Below are 17,624 nucleotides of genomic sequence, written 5' to 3'. Positions count from 1 at the left end.
CGCCCGGAAATTATTGATGTCGACACGCGCGCCTCGGTACGTCAGGCGGTCGTGTTGACGTGATGGCCGACGAGGCCCGCGGGCACCGACGGCTGCGGCTGAGTCGCCGAGCCCTTGGCTTGCGCGTTGCCGCTGCCGCTCCCGCTTGTCGCTGCGGAACTGCCGTTGGACGCCGGCTTTTCCGTCGCCTTGGTGGGCGCAATCGAAGAAAAATGGGTGGAATTGAGGTTACTGGGAACAGTCATGATGAGCCTCGCATGGCGCTGGTTGGGCTGGGTTTGGCAAGATGTCGGTCGCGCACCGCGTGCGCCGGATGAGAGCCTGAAGCTCTGCCGGCGTGCGGCGCGACGTATCGCAGGACGAATCATCTCGCCGCCCACGCCTCGCCGATGCACGAAGAAAAGCGCGCTTTTCGACGGTGCTTACGACGCGTTGCGAGTGCTTTCCGGCACTTGCCGTTGTGCGCAAACTGTTTCGAGAAATACCGCGTGCGCACATCGAATGCGAGCCCGCACGCGCGCCCGCGTTGCCAGAAGCGGCAGTGCTGAAATATGCTGTGAACCTTGGTTGACGGGCCTTACGCTCGCGTGTGCGGACATTGCGCCCAATTGCGCCAGAATCGCGCCGAAAAACTCGCACCGCATCGGGTAAGCATTGGTAAGAAAACAGTCGGCCGCGCGTCGCGCGCGCCGGTCTAGAATTTCGCCATGAATCCACAGGTCCTTATCGTCGACGACGATCCGGTCGTACGCGATCTGCTTTGCAAGTTCTTGCAGTCGAACGGCTTTGACGCGTCGGTGCTGCATGACGGCACCCATCTCCAGCGCCGGCTCGAGCGCGAACGGCCGTCGGTCGTCGTGCTCGACATCATGATGCCGAACACCGACGGCCTGCGCGCGCTCACCGCGCTGCGCGCCGCTGGCGACGACATTCCGGTGATCTTCGTGACGGCGCGCGGCACGGTGGCCGACCGCATCGTCGGGCTGTCGCTCGGCGCGGACGACTATCTGACCAAGCCCTTCGATCCGCGCGAACTGCTCGCGCGCATCCACACGGTGCTGCGGCGCCGCGGGCCGTCGACCACGAGCGCGCCGGAAGCCCGCAAGCCGTACAGGTTCGGCCCGTTCGAACTGGATTTCGCCACACGCTCGCTGTCGCGCGCCGATACGAAGCTGCCGTTGCGCGACAGTGAGTTCGCGCTACTGAAGATCTTCGTCAACAACCCGTACAAGGTGTTATCGCGTGTGCTGATTCACGACCTCGTGCATCGCGACAACCTCGCCTTCCGCGATCGCAGCCTCGACGTGCCGATCTGGCGTCTGCGGCGCGTGATCGAGGACGATCCGTCCAATCCGTGCTACGTGCAAACGGTGCGCGGCAAGGGCTATGTTTTCGTCCCCGACGCCGACGGCACACCTTTCTCCGACGAGGCCGCCTCGAACGCATGAGAAACCCGCTGAACACGCTGTTCGGCAGAATGGCGTTGCTTTCGACGGCGGTGCTGTTGGCGATTCAGGCCGGCTGGTTCGTGCTGGTGGTGATGCAGCCGCCGCGCCATGAGATCGACGGCTTTGCGCGCGGCGTCGTGCTGGCGCTTCAGGCCATCAACGGCGAGCCGATCAAGGGCGCCGCGCTCGCGCCGGCCATGCGCGTGCATCTGGTTCCGACCTGGAACATGCCGCCGAGCGTCCACCTGCGCGAACCCACCGAGCACCTGGTTGTCCAGTTGACGCAGCATCTGCGTGAGACGCTTCCGCCAGGCACCCAGATTGCCGTCGACGATCTGCGTCCGCCGCAACTGTGGGTGCTGTTTCCGGGCAAGTCGAACTGGGTCGTGCTGCCGGTCGATCTGCCGCCGCCGCCGCGCTTTCTGATCGAAGCCATTTCGATGCTGGCCGCCGCGTTGATCCTGTCGTTGTTCGCGGTGTGGCAGATGCAGCGTCCGCTGTCGCGCGTCGCCGACGCCGCGCGCGTCTTCGGTTCGGGCGGCCGGCCGGAACCCGTGACGGTGCAAGGCCCGCGCGAACTGCGCGAGCTGATCGGCTCGTTCAACGACATGATGCGGCGCCTGAACGAGGCCGGCGACGACCAGGCGGTCATGCTCGCCGGCGTCGCGCACGACCTGAAAGCGCCGCTCACGCGCCTGAAGCTGCGCGCGAGCGTGCTGGTCGCGGAAAGCGAACGTGCCGGCCTGATTCGCGATGTCGATTCGCTGACTAACATTGTCCAGCAGTTTCTTGAGTTCGCCGGTCAATCCGCCGATGCCGGTCCGCCGGTTCAGGTCGATGAATTCCTGCGCGAGCAGTTTTCGGATAGTGACGGTGTAGGTGACTGCACGACCGACGGCGCCGTCGATGGCTCGGGCTCGCAGGACGCGGGCGGCGAAGCCCGGCTGTTCGCGCTGGATCTGCGTGCCGGCGCGTCGTTCACGCTGCCGCGCACGCTGCTCGACCGGCTGGCGACCAACCTCGTCGATAACGCACTCGAGCATGGCGCGCCGCCCGTCGATATCCGCACCGCACGCAGCGACGGACATTGGGTCATCAGCGTGCGGGATCATGGCGCGGGCATTCCCGACGACCGCATTGCCGCCGCGATGAAGCCGTTCGTGAGGCTCGACGCCGCGCGCGGAGGTGAAGGCCATTGCGGTCTCGGTCTCGCGATTGTCGCGCGGCTCGCGCACGATCGCGGCGGACGTTGCCACGTGCGCAATCACGCCGAGGGTGGGCTGGAAGTGTGTATTGAGTTGCCGGTGGCGATGGTGGCGGCGTCGGCGTCGGCGTCGGCGTGACAGGTGGGCTCGCGGTAGCGGTAGCGGTCGTGATCGCACTGCGCGGCGCGGCGCAAGGCGCGCGCTTACGCTGCCTTACCGCATCGGCTAACGCATGATCGCGGGCCTTATAGTCGACCCCGGCAACCTCGATGCCGCCCTCTCAGTCCGCCCGCGTATCCGGGGCGGATTTTTTTTGACTGCGTGTTCGGCCTGCGTGTTTTGGCCTGCGTGTTTGGCCTGCGTGTTTGGCCTGCGTGTTTGGCCTGCGTGTTTGGCCTGCACGTTCGGCCTGCGCGTTCGGCCTGCGTGCTTGGCCTGCGTGTTTGGCGTGCGCGTTCGGCCCGCGCGTTCGGCGCGCATCTTCAGCCGCTGTTTTCAGCTAGCCCGTTCAGCCCACGCGCCTAACCCGCTCCCTCGCCGCCACATCAAACAACCAGCCGGCTCCGCAAGCTCTCGATAGCCGCCTCCGATACGCCAAGCCCGTCAGTCAGATAGCGCGTCATCGTGCCGTAGCTCGTCTGCACCTGATCGAAGCCAGCCTGCAGAAAACTCTCCTGCACGCCGAGCAACGGTTCCTGAATCGCGGCGAGCGCGTCGCCGTCCTGCGCGCGCAATGTTTCCTTCAGCGACCTGATGGCCTGCGCGCGGTAGACGTTGCTCAGCAGATAGTCCTGCATAATCACATCGAGCGGCACATTCGCGATGCTCTGCAGCAGCGCCGCAACCCAGCCGGCGCGATCCTTACCCGCGTTGGAATGAAAGAGCTGCGGGCCCGTGCCGTCCGCGAGCTGGCGCAGCAGCGCGCCGAAGTTCGCCCGCTGCGCCGCGCCGGTCACATAGCCGCGCGCCTGCGACTCCATGAACGCGGTCGCGCCAGCGGCTGAATCGAAAGGCGGCGGCGTGAAGTCGCGCACACCGAGCACATCGAGCGTTTGCGAAACCGCGCCGCGAGGAACGATGTCGGCGGTTCGTTCCACCTCGCCCGGCGTGCGCAAATCGTAGACGCTCGCAATGCCGAGCCGCTCCATTTCCGTCTGATCGGCCACGCTCAGCGTCAGCACGTTCGCGCGGAAAAAGAGGCCGCGCCGCATCTTCTTGCCGTCGACGGTCGGATAGCCGGCCGCAGCGCCCGCGACATCGCGGAAATTGTCCACCGATGCAAGCCGCGGCGTGTCGCCCTGCTCGTCGCCGAGGCCGCCGCCGCATGCGGAGAGCAGCGAGCTGCCCACGCCGGACACCAGCAGCACGCTGGCGGAGCGCTTCAGGAACGTCCGTCGCGACGCGCATGCCGCCAGCGAGTGCGCGGGCATGGCCGGGGGAACAAGGTGGCGGCGAGTTGCCGGACAGGTTTTCGCGGTGGCGGGCATTAGGCGATCTGATGTGTCATGCGCGAGGTGAGTAAAAAAAGTGCAGCCTGAGCGCTGCGGGCGCAGTTTAACGTTTCCAATATTTTTTTGGTTACGACGTATTAGTTCGTAAGCAACGGTCAGCTTGGTCTTTGCCCGTGCCGCGCGCGCTTCCGATATGCCCGCTGCAATCACGCGCGAAAAAGCGCTTCTTAAGCCATTCTCCTAGGCATTTCGTCTCCTGTCGGCTGCTTACTCCCTGCTTACCGTCTGCTGCCAATTTTGACCACAAGTGGCCGCACGACGCCTCGCCCCGTAGAATGCAAAGACCTCCCCTCGAGCCGCACGCACACAAGAAAAGCCCAGGAGAACACAACAAACATGCCTTCTCTCCAATGGTTCACCGAATTGACGCAGCGGGAACGCCGCACGCTCTACGCGGGTTTCGGCGGCTACGCGGTCGACGCGTTCGACTTCATGATCTACTCGTTCCTGATTCCAACGCTGATCGCGACGTGGGGCATGAGCAAAAGCGAAGCGGGCATGATCGCGACGAGTTCGCTGATTTCATCGGCGCTCGGCGGATGGCTTGCCGGCATTCTGGCCGACCGCTACGGCCGCATCCGCGTGCTGCAATGGACCATCGCGACTTTCGCGCTGTTCACGTTTCTGTCCGGCTTCACGCATTCGTTCTGGCAACTGCTCGCGACACGCACGCTACAAGGCATCGGCTTCGGCGGTGAATGGTCAGTGGTCACGATCATGATGGCCGAGACGATACGCTCGCCGCAGCATCGAGCGAAAGCCGTCGGGACCGTGCAGAGCAGCTGGTCGTTCGGCTGGGCGGCCGCGGCCATCGTCTATTGGGCGTTCTTTGCGTTGCTGCCGGAGCAAGTCGCGTGGCGCGCCTGTTTCTGGATCGGCCTCCTGCCCGCGGCGTGGATCATCTACATTCGCCGCAACGTCAGCGACCCGGACATTTATCTCGAGACGCGCCGTGCGCGCGACAGCGGCCTGGAGACCGCGCATTTCCTGCAGATTTTCTCGCTGCCTCATCTGCGCACGACGCTGCTCGGCAGCGCGTTATGCACCGGCATGCTCGGCGGCTATTACGCGATTACCACCTGGCTGCCGACCTATCTGAAGACTGTGCGCCATCTGTCGGTGTTCAACACGAGCGGCTATCTGATCGTGCTGATTGTCGGCTCGTTCACCGGTTATATCGTCGGCGCGATTCTGTGCGACAAGATCGGCCGGCGCGCGTCCTTCATCCTGTTCGCGATCGGCTCGTTCGTGCTCGGCATGATCTACACGATGCTGCCGATCACCGATGGCATGATGCTCGCGCTCGGCTTTCCGCTCGGCATCGTCGTGCAAGGGATTTTCGCCGGCGTGGGCGCGTATCTGTCGGAGCTGTATCCGAATGCGATTCGTGGATCGGGCCAGGGCTTCTGCTACAACCTGGGGCGCGGCTTCGGCTCGTTCTTTCCGATTCTCGTCGGCACGCTTTCGCAGGGCATGTCGCTCGTGAAGGCGATGGGGATTGTCGCCGGTTCGGGTTATCTGCTCGTGATCGTCGCCGCTTTGTGCCTGCCTGAGACGAAGGGCAAGGTGCTCGGCGCGGCGCATCCTGCTGCATGACATGGCGGCCTGAGTTGCGGCCTGAGTTGCAACCCGACGTTGCCGCTGATTTGCCTGATAACAGCACATGAAAACGATTGTTCTCGGAGGCGGCGTGATCGGCGTCGCCACCGCCTTCTACCTGCGCCATCAAGGCTGCGAGGTGACGCTGATCGAACGCGAGCCGGACGTTGCGCTCGCCACGAGCTTCGGCAACGCGGGCGTGATCGCGCCCGGCTATGTGACGCCGTGGGCCGCGCCCGGCATGCCGGCCAAGATTCTCAAATACCTGTTCAAGCCCGCTTCGCCACTGATTTTCCGGCCGACGCTGGACCCGGCTCAATGGCGCTGGATCGCGCGCTGGCTGCGCGAATGCGAGCTCGAGCGCTTTCGCGTCAACAAGCAGCGGATGCAGCGCATCGCTTACTACAGCCGCGAGTGTCTGCGCGAATTCCGCAGCCGTCATCCGTTCGATTACGGCCGCAGCCAAGACTACCTGCAACTCTTTCGCAGCGAGTACGACGTCGAACTCGCGCAGCCGGCGCTCGCGGTGCTGCGCGACGCGGGCATCGCCTATCGGGAAGTGAGCGCCGCGCAATGCGTCGACATCGAGCCGGGCCTGCGCTGGGCACGCGCGACGCCGGTGTCGGGCGTCCATCTTCCCGACGACGAAGCCGGCGACTGCGCGCGCTTCACGCGTGAACTCCGCGCCATCTGCGAACGTCATGGCGTGCGCTTTCGCTTCGACACGCGCGTGACATCGCTCGACGTGGAAGGCGGCGTCGTGCGCGCGGTGCGTGTCGAAAGCGAGCGCGGCACGGAGGCGGTGCCGGCCGACGGCGTGGTGGTGGCGCTTGGTGTCGACAGTGCGGCGTTGCTCGCGCCGCTTGGCGTGAAGGTGCCGCTCTATCCGGTGAAAGGCTATTCGGCGACGCTGCCTGTGATCGACGACGAAAAGGCCCCGCGCGCCGCGCTCATGGACGAATCGCTGAAGACGGCGATCACGCGTTTCGGCGACAACCTGCGGGTGGCCGGCACGGCGGAACTCGGCAACCGCGACGCGACGCTGCGCGAGCAGGCGTTGCAGACGCTGATGAAAGTGCTGGCCGACTGGTTTCCGCACGCCGCGGCGCCGACGTCCGCGCATTTCTGGGTCGGCCGCCGCCCGATGACGCCCGACGGCGCACCGTTGCTCGGGCCTTCGGGCATCGGCAACCTATGGCTCAACCTCGGCCACGGCTCGACGGGCTGGGCGATGTCGATGGGCTCGGCGCGTGTCGTCGCGGATCTGATCACGCAGCGCGAACCGGAGATCGATCTGGACGGGCTGACGCTGGCGCGTTATGGGAAGTAGCTAGCCTCTGCGCAATTTAAGGCACTAAGGCACGCAGAAACCGCACGTTAAAAAGCCGGGTCACCTTCTCAGGTGCCCGGCTTTGTTCTCACTGCTCTCAGCGGTGCCGCCCGCTATAACGCGAAGCAGGCACTGTCGTCGTCTCCACCTCTTCCTGCAAACCCTGGCTGGCGGCGAGACAGACGTTTAACGCGGCAGTTCCGAATGACCCATCAGGAACGCATCGACCGAACGCGCGCACTGACGACCTTCGCGGATCGCCCACACCACCAGCGACTGGCCGCGGCGCATATCGCCCGCCGTGAACACCTTGTCCACCGACGTGTAATACGCCTTGTCGCCCTCAGTGGAAGCACGCACGTTGCCGCGCGCATCCTTGTCGACGCCGAACGCCTCGAGCACCGGCGACACCGGCTGCGTGAAGCCCATCGCGAGCAGCACGAGGTCGGCCTTCATTTCGAACTCCGAACCCGGCACTTCGACCATCTTGCCGTCCTTCCATTCGACGCGTGCCGCGATCAGCTTTTCGACCTTGCCGTTCTTGCCTTCGAGGCGCTTCGTGGCGACCGCCCAATCGCGCGAGCAGCCTTCGTCATGCGACGACGACGTGCGCAGCTTGATCGGCCAGTACGGCCACACGAGCGGCTTGTTCTCTTCTTCCGGCGGTTGCGGCAGCAGTTCGAACTGCGTGACGCTCTTCGCGCCATGACGATTCGACGTGCCCACGCAGTCCGAGCCCGTATCGCCGCCGCCGATCACGACCACATGCTTGCCCTTCGCGAGCAACTGGTTCGCGACCTTGTCGCCGGCGTTGACCTTGTTCTGCTGCGGCAGGAATTCCATTGCATAGTGAATGCCTTCCAGCTCGCGTCCGGGCACCGGCAGATCGCGCGGCGTTTCGGAACCGCCGGCAATCACGACCGCGTCGAAGTCTTCCTTCAACTGTTCCGGCGTGATGGTTTCCTTCGCCGTGTTGCCGATGTACGGCGGCAGCGAGTCCACCTTGCCGACGAACACGTTGGCGCGGAACGTCACGCCTTCCGCTTCCATCTGGCGCATGCGGCGGTCGATCAGCCACTTCTCCAGCTTGAAGTCGGGAATGCCGTAACGCAGCAGGCCGCCGATGCGGTCGTTCTTCTCGAACACGGTGACCTCGTGGCCCGCGCGCGCGAGTTGCTGCGCGACGGCCAGGCCAGCAGGGCCCGAACCGACCACGGCGACCTTCTTGCCGGTCTTGTGCTTCGGCGGCTGCGGCGCGACCCAGCCTTCGGCCCACGCCTTGTCGATGATCGCGTGTTCGAGCGACTTGATGCCGACCGGATCGTCGTTGATGCCGAGCGTGCACGCTGCTTCGCACGGCGCCGGGCAGATGCGGCCCGTGAATTCCGGGAAGTTGTTCGTGGAGTGCAGCACTTCAATCGCGGTCTTCCAGTCCTGATGGAACACCAGGTCGTTGAAGTCCGGAATGATGTTGTTCACCGGGCAGCCGTTGTTGCAGAACGGGATGCCGCAGTCCATGCAACGTGCGCCTTGAATCTTCGCTTCGTCGTCGGTGAGTGCCGCGACGAATTCCTTGTAGTGCTTCACACGCGTGAGCGGAGCTTCGTACGCCTCGTGGCGGCGCTCGAACTCGAGAAAACCGGTTGCCTTGCCCATGTGGTTCTCTTCTCTATCTGTATCTAGGGGTAATCTGGACCCACCGCGCTTCGGATTGTCGAGCGGCGGCGGGTACGGCTAAAGGTGACGTCTACTGTGCGGGAGCGGTCGGCGCTTAGTCAGCGCTTAGTCAGCGTTCAGTCAGTGCTCAATCCGCGCTCAGGCGGCGAGCACTTCCTTGTTCGCTTTCTTCGCTGCCATTTCGCCGAGCGCGCGCTTGTATTCGGTCGGGAACACCTTCACGAATTGACGGCGCGACGCGTCCCAGTTTTCGAGCAGCGCCTTTGCACGCGGCGAGCCCGTGAACTGGAAGTGACGCTCGACGAGACCCTTCAGCAGCGCTTCGTCGGTGGTGCCGGCGTGCCACAGGCCGCGGTCGACCGTGCGTTCCTGTTCGGCCTGCTGCAGAACCGGATCGAGTGCGACCATCGACTTGTTGCACTTGCCCGCGAACGTGTTGTCCGGGTCGTACACATAAGCGATACCGCCCGACATGCCGGCAGCGAAGTTGCGCCCGGTTTCGCCGAGCACGACCACCGTGCCGCCCGTCATGTATTCGCAGCCGTGGTCGCCCGTGCCTTCGACAACCGCCGTCGCGCCCGAGTTACGCACGCAGAAACGCTCGCCCGCCACGCCGCGGAAGAAGGCTTCGCCTTCGATCGCGCCGTACATCACCGTGTTGCCGCAGATGATGTTCTCTTCCGACTTGCCGCGGAAATCGTTCGTGGGGCGAATGATGATGCGCCCGCCCGACAAACCCTTGCCGACGTAGTCGTTGCCGTCGCCGACGAGATCCAGCGTGATGCCCTTCGCGAGGAACGCGCCGAAGCTCTGGCCCGCCGTGCCCTTCAACTGGATGTGAATCGTGTCGTCGGGCAAGCCGTCGTGGCCGTACTTCTTCGCGATCGTGCCGGACAGCATCGCGCCGACCGTACGATTGACGTTGCGCACCGGCTGGATGAACGACACATGCTCGCCCTTCTCGATGGCCGCCTTCGCTTTCTCGATCAGCGTGTGATCGAGCGCGCGATCGAGACCGTGATCCTGCTGTTCGACGTGCTTGCGCGCGACTTCGGCCGGCACTTGCGGCTGATAGAACACGCGCGAGAAGTCGAGACCCTTCGCCTTCCAGTGCTCGACGCCCTTCTTCATGTCGAGCAATTCGGCGTGGCCGATCAGGTCGTCGAACTTGCGGATGCCCAGTTGCGCCATGAGTTCGCGTGCTTCTTCAGCGACGAAGAAGAAGAAGTTCACGACGTGTTCCGGCTGGCCCTTGAACTTCGCACGCAGCACCGGATCTTGCGTCGCGACGCCGACCGGGCACGTGTTCAGATGGCACTTGCGCATCATGATGCAGCCTTCGACGACGAGCGGCGCCGTCGCAAAGCCGAATTCGTCGGCGCCGAGCAGCGCACCGATCACGACGTCGCGGCCAGTCTTCATCTGACCGTCGGCCTGCACGCGGATACGGCCGCGCAACTGGTTCAGCACCAGCGTCTGCTGCGTTTCGGCGAGACCGAGTTCCCACGGCGTGCCGGCGTGCTTGATCGACGACAGCGGCGACGCGCCCGTGCCGCCGTCGTGGCCCGCGATCACGACGTGATCGGCCTTCGCCTTGGCAACACCCGCGGCAACCGTGCCGACGCCCGACTCCGACACGAGCTTCACCGAGACGCTCGCCGCCGGGTTCGCGTTCTTCAAATCGTGGATGAGCTGCGCCAGATCTTCGATCGAATAGATGTCGTGGTGCGGCGGCGGCGAAATCAGGCCGACGCCCGGCACCGAATAACGCAGCTTGCCGATGTAGTCGGACACCTTGTGGCCCGGCAACTGGCCGCCTTCGCCCGGCTTCGCGCCCTGCGCCATCTTGATCTGGATCTGATCGGCGGACGCAAGATATTCCGCCGTCACGCCGAAGCGGCCGGATGCGACCTGCTTGATCTTCGAGCGCAGCGAATCGCCGTCCTTCAACGGAATGTCGACGATCACTTCGTCGCCGATCACGGACTTCATCGTGTCGCCGTTCTTGATCGGAATGCCGCGCAGTTCGTTGCGATAGCGGTTTTCGTCCTCGCCGCCTTCGCCCGTGTTCGACTTGCCGCCGATGCGGTTCATCGCGACCGCCAGCGTGGCGTGCGCTTCGGTGCTGATCGAGCCGAGCGACATGGCGCCGGTCGCGAAACGCTTGACGATTTCCTTCGCCGGTTCGACTTCGTCGAGCGGAATTGCCTTGGCCGGATCGAGCTTGAATTCGAACAGGCCGCGGAACGTCATGTGACGCTTGGTCTGATCGTTGATCAGATGCGCGTATTCCTTGTACGTCTGATACGAGTTGCTGCGCGCCGAGTGTTGCAGCTTGGCGATCGCATCCGGCGTCCACATGTGTTCTTCGCCGCGCACGCGATACGCGTACTCGCCGCCCGCGTCGAGCATGCTCGCGAGAACCGGGTTGTCGCCGAATGCGTCACGATGCAGACGGATCGCTTCTTCGGCGACGTCGAACAAACCGATACCGCCGACCTTCGACGACGTGCCCTTGAAGTACTTCTGCACGAGGTCTTCAGCGAGGCCGACTGCTTCGAAAATCTGCGCGCCGGTGTACGACATGTAGGTCGAAATGCCCATCTTGGACATGACCTTCTGCAGGCCCTTGCCGACCGCCTTCGTGAAGTTGTAGATCGCCTTCTCCGCCGACAGGTCGCCCTTCAGGCCGGCCGCGAGTTGCGCGAGCGTTTCCATCGCGAGGTACGGATGCACGGCTTCCGCGCCATAGCCCGCGAGCAGCGCGAAGTGATGCGTCTCACGCGCGGAGCCGGTTTCGACGACCAGACCCGTGCTCGTGCGCAGACCTTGCTGCACGAGATGCGTGTGAATAGCGGCCGTGGCCAGCAGCGCCGGGATCGCGACGTTGTCGCGGTCGGTCTTGCGGTCCGACACGATCAGCATGTTGTAGCCGGACTTGACGGCGTCGACGGCTTCCGCGCACAGCGACGCGAGGCGCGCCTCGATGCCTTCCTTGCCCCACGCGACCGGATAGCAGATGTTCAGTTCGTACGAGCTGAACTTGCCGCCCGTGTACTGATCGATCGCGCGGATCTTCGCGATGTCCTTGAAGTCGAGCACCGGCTGCGACACTTCGAGGCGCATCGGCGGGTTGATGTTGTTCGTGTCGAGCAGGTTCGGCTTCGGACCGACGAACGACACGAGCGACATCACCATGTTTTCGCGGATCGGGTCGATCGGCGGGTTCGTGACTTGCGCGAACAGCTGCTTGAAGTAGTGATAGAGCGTCTTGTTCTTGTTGGACATGACCGCAAGCGGCGAGTCGTTGCCCATCGAACCGACGGCTTCTTCACCGGCTTGCGCCATCGGCGCCATCAGGAACTTGAGGTCTTCCTGCGTGTAGCCGAACGCCTGCTGACGATCCAGCAACGCGGCGGCTTCGCGGCGTTCCGTCGCGACGTCTTCGGCCTTCGGCTCGATCTCGTCGAGCTTGATGCGCACGGCGTCGATCCAGCTCTTGTACGGCTTCGCGTTCGCGAGGTTGTCCTTCAGTTCCTTGTCGTCGATGATGCGGCCGTGCTCCATGTCGATCAGGAACATCTTGCCCGGCTGCAGACGCCACTTCTTGACGATCTTCGACTCGGGGATAGGCAGCGTGCCCGCTTCGGACGCCATGATGACGAGGTCGTCGTCCGTGACGATGTAGCGCGCCGGGCGCAGGCCGTTACGATCGAGCGTCGCGCCGATCTGGCGGCCGTCGGTGAAGGCGATTGCAGCGGGGCCGTCCCACGGCTCCATCATCGCGGCGTGGTATTCGTAGAACGCGCGGCGGTTGTCGTCCATCAGCGTGTGCTGTTCCCAGGCTTCCGGGATCATCATCATCATTGCGTGGACGAGCGGATAGCCGGCCATCACGAGCAGTTCGAGGCAGTTGTCGAACGATGCCGTGTCCGATTGGCCCGGATAGATGAGCGGCCACAGCTTCGGCAGATCGTCGCCGAGCACGTGCGACGCGATCGCGCCGGTACGCGCGTTCAGCCAGTTGACGTTGCCCTTCACCGTGTTGATTTCGCCGTTGTGGGCGATCATGCGGTACGGGTGAGCCAGTTCCCACGCCGGGAACGTGTTGGTCGAGAAGCGCTGGTGCACGAGCGCGAGCGCCGACACGGTGCGCTCGTCTTGCAGGTCGCGGTAGTACACGCCGACCTGACCCGCGAGCAGCAGCCCCTTGTAGACCACCGTGCGCGCCGACATGGACGGCACGAAGTATTCCTTGCCGTGCTTGAGCTTGAGCGCCTGGATGCGGTGGCTCGCGGTCTTGCGGATCACATACAGCTTCCGCTCGAGCGCGTCGGTCACCATGATGTCCTTGCCGCGGCCGATGAAGATCTGGCGGATCAGCGGCTCGCTCGCCTTCACAGTGGGCGAGATCGGCATGGTGTGATCGACCGGCACATCGCGCCAGCCGAGCACGACCTGGCCTTCGGCCTTGACCGTGCGCTCCAGTTCCTGCTCGCACGCGAGACGCGACGCGTGTTCCTTCGGCAGGAACACCATGCCGACGCCGTATTCGCCGAACGGCGGCAAGGTCACGCCTTGCCTCGCCATTTCCTCGCGATAGAAACCGTCCGGAATCTGGATCAGGATGCCCGCGCCGTCGCCCATGAGCGGATCGGCGCCGACGGCGCCGCGGTGGTCGAGATTCTCGAGAATCTTCAGGCCCTGCTCGATGATCTCGTGGCTTTTCTTGCCCTTGATATGAGCGACGAAGCCGACGCCGCAGGCGTCATGTTCGTTTTGCGGGTCGTACAACCCTTGCGCGGCGGGAACCGGGTGAACCGGTTGCTGGTGATCGTTCATGGGGACACCGTCTGTGAGGGGCCGGACAGGCCGTTAAACCGTTTTTTCTATTGCCGCACGTGCACACCCGCAACGGCGAAGGCGCTTCTGAGGCTGCATCCTGCACATATCAAAAACGCCGGAATTCGGAATATACGCGACGAATCAACGGAATAGCAAATAAAACGTTGCGTTCGATCCCCAATTATCAATTTGGTGCATTGCGGCTCCTTTTTATTGGTGCCATATCGAAAGTGGGCAAAATAAAACGGCATGTCCGAATGCCGTTCAAAAAATAAACCGTTGATTCTGATTGCCTATCGAGCGTGGGGCGCTCGCTGCGTTTATTGCGTCTGCGGCGTCTCGCGGACTTTGCGCGGCCGTCCGCGCGGCAACGGAGACACGCGCCGGTTCGCCGCGCGCGCCGCCCATTCGCGATACGTGTCGCTGCCGAGCACCCAGCCCTTTAACGTGGCCTGCTGAAGCTGGCTTGCCTCGCGTTCGTCGAGCGGCTGCTCGCAGAGCTCGCGGTACGCGCGCTGCCGCTCGAACGGCGTATTGCCGAGCGACCAGTAAAGCGGATGGTCGGTGATCAGGCTGTCGAGCGTGAGACCGATGTGGTGCCGGTAGCTCGACCACCGGTAGTCTTCCGGCGCGCTCACGAGCTGCATGCGCACCGGACACATTTCGACGACGCGGCTCGCCAGCAGAAAGTACCGCTCGCCCTCGATCACCGTGGCGCGATAACGCCCTTCCCACAGCGTGCCGCGCCGCGCGTAGCGACGGTTGAAGTGCGCCACATAGCGGCGCCCCACCGCCTGCATCGCCTTGGGCAGACTCGACTCCTCGGTCGGCGTGACGAGCAGTTGAACCGCGCCCGGCATCAACGCATAAGCGTGGATCGACAGGTGATGGTCGCGGGAAGCCGCTTTCAAACAGTCGATGAACAATTCATAGTCCTGGTCGTCGACGAACGCAGGCTGCTGATCGAGTCCGCGGAGGATGACGTGCTGCGGCTGGTCAGGAACATAAAGACGTGCAAGCCGTGCCATGCTGAAGTATCCGATAGTCGCGTTGGTACATACCCGAAGGTCCGAAGAGCCGCATGCGCCGGAGATTCGGCGCGGCGCGGCCAGGCCAGAAAGCGCGCGTGGCTTAGGGAGAAAACTCTAACCGCCGCGTATGGTTAGTTTCAAACGTTGTGTTCATAATGAGCGGGCCTTTTTTGGAGGAGCACATATGAAATTAAAACAGGCCGTAGTGGGGACCGCGATGCTAGCCGGCATGACAACGGCAGCATACGCACAATCGGCCGGTAGCTTTACCGTCACAACAGGCTGGTTCCATCTTGCGCCTCAATCGAGCAGCAAGCCCCTGAAAGTGACGAGCATCGGCGGTAGTCCGACCAACATCACCGAACCGAACACCGGAGCAACGCTGAGTTCGGCCGACACCATCGGCCTGGCTCTTGGCTACTTCATCACCGACCATATCGCGACCGAATTCGTGGTTGGCTATCCGCCTTCGTTCGACCTGAACGGCAGCGGCAGCCTCGAACAATTCGGCAAGATCGGGCAGGCGAAACAGTGGAGCCCGACGCTGCTGTTCAAGTACTACTTCAACGCCCCCACCGCTACGTTCCGTCCGTATCTCGGTATCGGCGTGAGCCGTATCTGGTTCACCGACGAGAAGATCACCAACGGCGCATTTCAGGCAAACGTCCTGCATGGTCCGACCAGCGTCACTACGGATAGTTCGTGGGAGCCGGTGTTTAATCTGGGTTTCACTTACGCGTTCAACGAGCACTGGTTCGCAGGCGCTTCGGTGTCGTACCTGCCGCTCAGCACGACGGCCAAACTGAACACGCAGGCGAAGACGCCGGTCGGCACGCTCAATGTGCAATCGGAAACCAAGATCAAGCTGAACCCGATCGTTACCTACGTCAATATCGGTTACCGCTTTTAACACTCGCTTTTTGCAGTCGCTCCAAACGCCCGCTTCGCACAGCGTTCAACGCGCGGGCATGAAACTATGCCGTGCGATTAGGGTAGTCGAATTTCGGGGGCTTGAACAACGCCGTCATTCATCCAATGGCGGCGTTTTTTATTTTGTGCGCGCGGCGAGCCACCGCGCCGGCTTTACCGATGCCGCGCGTCCCGTTGCCGCTGCGTTTGTAAATTTGACCCGTCGCGAAGGCAATATGTGCTGAGGAAATTCGGCGCGCGCCGCCGTGGGCGGAGCATTCGGCTGTGGCACCGAAGTTGCGTTCTGCTGGTGTTTCCTGCGTTGCGATCAGGTTTAACGCAACCGTGAACGTGGGCCTTTTTCACCCTCATCGACGGAGCGACCATGACAGCACTTCCGAATACGCGAGACGCCCTCGGCGAATCCTGGACCAGCACGAGCCGCCGCGCGCGACGCATTGCGCGACACAGCCGCCACGCGGCAGAAGACATTGCAGGCGAACTGCGCACGCTGATGTCCGAGCTTGAATCCACCCTGGCGGACGGCACGCAGGCCGACGCCGTCGCACTGCGCGGCAAATTGCGCAAGCAGCTCGACAACGCGCGCGCCCGTTTAAGCGACACGCGCGAAGCCGTGCGCGAACGCGCCAACGTCGCGCTAGCCGATGCCGACGACTACGTGCATGAGAATCCGTGGCAGACGCTGGCGATTGTCGGCGGCGTCGCGTTGATCGTAGGCGCGCTGTTTGCCTCGCGGGTGCGCTGACAGGCGCGGCTAGTGCGAACGCGCGCTTGCCGGGCGCGCGGCCACCGCGGCACGCTACGGCGTCGCCGTCGTGGCCGCTCAGTTGTCGTCGATGACGAAAAGGCGCTGATACTCCTTCAGCGCATAGCGGTCCGTCATGCCCGCGATGTAATGCGCGATCAGGCGCGGTTGCAGCGCGGCGTCGGTCGACTGATAGCCGGGCGGCAGGAGCCGCGGATCGTCGGTGAACGCGTCGAACAGACCGACGACGACGCGGCGCGCCTTGTTGGCCATCCGCATCACGCGGTAATGGCGGTACAGGTTCTTGAACAGAAAGCGCTTGAGCGCCGCCGCCTGAGCCGCGATCGGCTCGCTATGCGCGACGAGCGCCGGCGCCGCGCGCACGGCGTCGAGCGAATCCGGCGCATGATGCGCAAGGTTCAGCTTGGTCGTGTCGATAAGATCGACGATCAGCGTATTGATGATGCGCCGCACCGTCTCGTGAATCAGCCTGCGGCCTTCGATCTGCGGGAAATCGCGCCGCGCCGCTTCGAAGTGCGTTTGCCAAAGCTCGACTTCGGCGAGTTGCTCGACGGTCAGTAGACCCGAGCGCAGGCCGTCGTCGACATCGTGATTGTTGTAGGCGATTTCATCGGCGACATTCGCGATCTGCGCTTCGATGGACGGCTGACGCCCTTCGAGAAACCGCTCGCCTAAAGCGCCGAGCCGCCGCGCATTCTCACGTGAGCAATGCTTGAGAATGCCTTCGCGCGTTTCGAAACACAGGTTCAGGCCGTTGTACGCGCCATAGTGCTCCTCGAGATCGTCCACCACTGCGAGGCTTTGCAGATTGTGCTCGAAGCCGCCGTGCTCGCGCATGCACTCGTTCAGCGCGTCCTGGCCGGCATGGCCGAACGGCGTGTGGCCGAGATCGTGGGCAAGAGAAATGGCTTCGACGAGGTCTTCGTTCACGCGCAGGTTACGCGCCACGGAGCGCGCGATCTGCGCGACTTCCAGACTATGCGTGAGACGCGTGCGGAACAGGTCGCCCTCATGGTTCACGAACACCTGCGTCTTGTATTCGAGGCGGCGGAACGCGGTCGAATGAACGATGCGGTCGCGGTCGCGCTGGAACTCGGTGCGCGCGCTCGGCGGGGCTTCCGGATAGCGGCGCCCGCGCGAATGCGCCGAGTGCGCGGCATACGGCGCGAGATGCGCTTCGAGCGCTTCCTGCGTGAGCGCGCCGAGCGCGGCCGCGGCCGCGGCTGCGGCGGGTTGCTGCTTTACATCGTCGCTGCGCCTGTCTGTCACCGGCTTCTCCGAA

The 17,624-nt window shown here is 63.7% G+C and carries 12 protein-coding genes; 6 read left to right on the top strand and 6 right to left on the bottom strand.

Annotation, left to right across the window (positions count from 1 at the left end; genetic code table 11):
* Positions 1-41 precede the first annotated feature (41 nt).
* Entirely contained in the window at positions 42-245 is a 204-nt protein-coding gene (locus tag AB6809_RS26650; RefSeq protein WP_371027515.1) for a hypothetical protein, read from the bottom strand.
* Between the two features lie 462 nt (positions 246-707).
* Here AB6809_RS26650 and AB6809_RS26645 point away from each other — a divergent pair, with 462 nt between their 5' ends.
* Together AB6809_RS26645 and AB6809_RS26640 are read left to right on the top strand one after the other, a co-directional pair.
* Positions 708-1,448, top strand: coding sequence for a response regulator (locus AB6809_RS26645; protein WP_006052257.1), 741 nt, complete (start codon positions 708-710; stop codon positions 1,446-1,448).
* Complete coding sequence (locus AB6809_RS26640; RefSeq protein WP_371027514.1) at positions 1,445-2,791, top strand: ATP-binding protein; 1,347 nt, start codon at positions 1,445-1,447, stop codon at positions 2,789-2,791. Before AB6809_RS26645 ends, AB6809_RS26640 begins: the two co-directional genes overlap by 4 nt.
* Before the next feature lie 407 nt (positions 2,792-3,198).
* Here the strand turns inward: AB6809_RS26640 and AB6809_RS26635 are convergent, their stop codons facing one another.
* Positions 3,199-4,083: a tyrosine-protein phosphatase gene (locus AB6809_RS26635; RefSeq protein ID WP_371027513.1), complete on the bottom strand. Its 885-nt coding sequence runs from the start codon at positions 4,081-4,083 to the stop codon at positions 3,199-3,201.
* A gap of 417 nt (positions 4,084-4,500) precedes the next feature.
* Between AB6809_RS26635 and AB6809_RS26630 the strand changes: the two genes are divergently transcribed.
* Positions 4,501-5,760: an MFS transporter gene (locus AB6809_RS26630; RefSeq protein WP_006052254.1), complete on the top strand. Its 1,260-nt coding sequence runs from the start codon at positions 4,501-4,503 to the stop codon at positions 5,758-5,760.
* Positions 5,761-5,827: 67 nt separating this feature from the next.
* The gene (locus tag AB6809_RS26625) at positions 5,828-7,093 is read left to right on the top strand and encodes a D-amino acid dehydrogenase (protein WP_371027512.1); all 1,266 of its coding nucleotides are present in this window, start codon (positions 5,828-5,830) and stop codon (positions 7,091-7,093) included.
* 186 nt (positions 7,094-7,279) lie between these two features.
* Here the strand turns inward: AB6809_RS26625 and AB6809_RS26620 are convergent, their stop codons facing one another.
* The 3 genes from AB6809_RS26620 to AB6809_RS26610 all read right to left on the bottom strand — a co-directional run bounded on the left by AB6809_RS26620 (position 7,280) and on the right by AB6809_RS26610 (position 14,643).
* Complete coding sequence (locus AB6809_RS26620) at positions 7,280-8,749, bottom strand: glutamate synthase subunit beta (protein ID WP_371027511.1); 1,470 nt, start codon at positions 8,747-8,749, stop codon at positions 7,280-7,282.
* 159 nt (positions 8,750-8,908) lie between these two features.
* On the bottom strand, positions 8,909-13,612 hold the full coding sequence (locus AB6809_RS26615) for a glutamate synthase-related protein (protein WP_107710636.1): 4,704 nt from the start codon (positions 13,610-13,612) through the stop codon (positions 8,909-8,911).
* Between the two features lie 323 nt (positions 13,613-13,935).
* On the bottom strand, positions 13,936-14,643 hold the full coding sequence (locus AB6809_RS26610; RefSeq protein WP_006052250.1) for a transposase: 708 nt from the start codon (positions 14,641-14,643) through the stop codon (positions 13,936-13,938).
* Between the two features lie 187 nt (positions 14,644-14,830).
* Between AB6809_RS26610 and AB6809_RS26605 the strand changes: the two genes are divergently transcribed.
* Together AB6809_RS26605 and AB6809_RS26600 are read left to right on the top strand one after the other, a co-directional pair.
* Positions 14,831-15,556 carry an OmpW family protein gene (locus AB6809_RS26605; RefSeq protein WP_006052249.1) on the top strand — a complete coding sequence of 242 codons (726 nt, stop codon included), beginning with the start codon at positions 14,831-14,833 and terminating at the stop codon, positions 15,554-15,556.
* A gap of 384 nt (positions 15,557-15,940) precedes the next feature.
* Positions 15,941-16,321, top strand: a complete 381-nt coding sequence (locus AB6809_RS26600; protein WP_006052248.1) for a YqjD family protein — start codon at positions 15,941-15,943, stop codon at positions 16,319-16,321.
* Positions 16,322-16,399: 78 nt separating this feature from the next.
* Here AB6809_RS26600 and AB6809_RS26595 read toward each other — a convergent pair whose 3' ends face one another.
* Complete coding sequence (locus AB6809_RS26595; RefSeq protein WP_371027510.1) at positions 16,400-17,611, bottom strand: deoxyguanosinetriphosphate triphosphohydrolase; 1,212 nt, start codon at positions 17,609-17,611, stop codon at positions 16,400-16,402.
* Between the last annotated feature and the right edge of the window lie 13 nt (positions 17,612-17,624).

It is taken from the genome of Paraburkholderia sp. RCC_158 (assembly GCF_041355255.1).
Taxonomy (GTDB): domain Bacteria; phylum Pseudomonadota; class Gammaproteobacteria; order Burkholderiales; family Burkholderiaceae; genus Paraburkholderia; species Paraburkholderia graminis.
The sequence above is the reverse complement of the archived record's forward strand: the minus strand, read 5'-3'. Positions and strand labels throughout refer to the sequence as shown.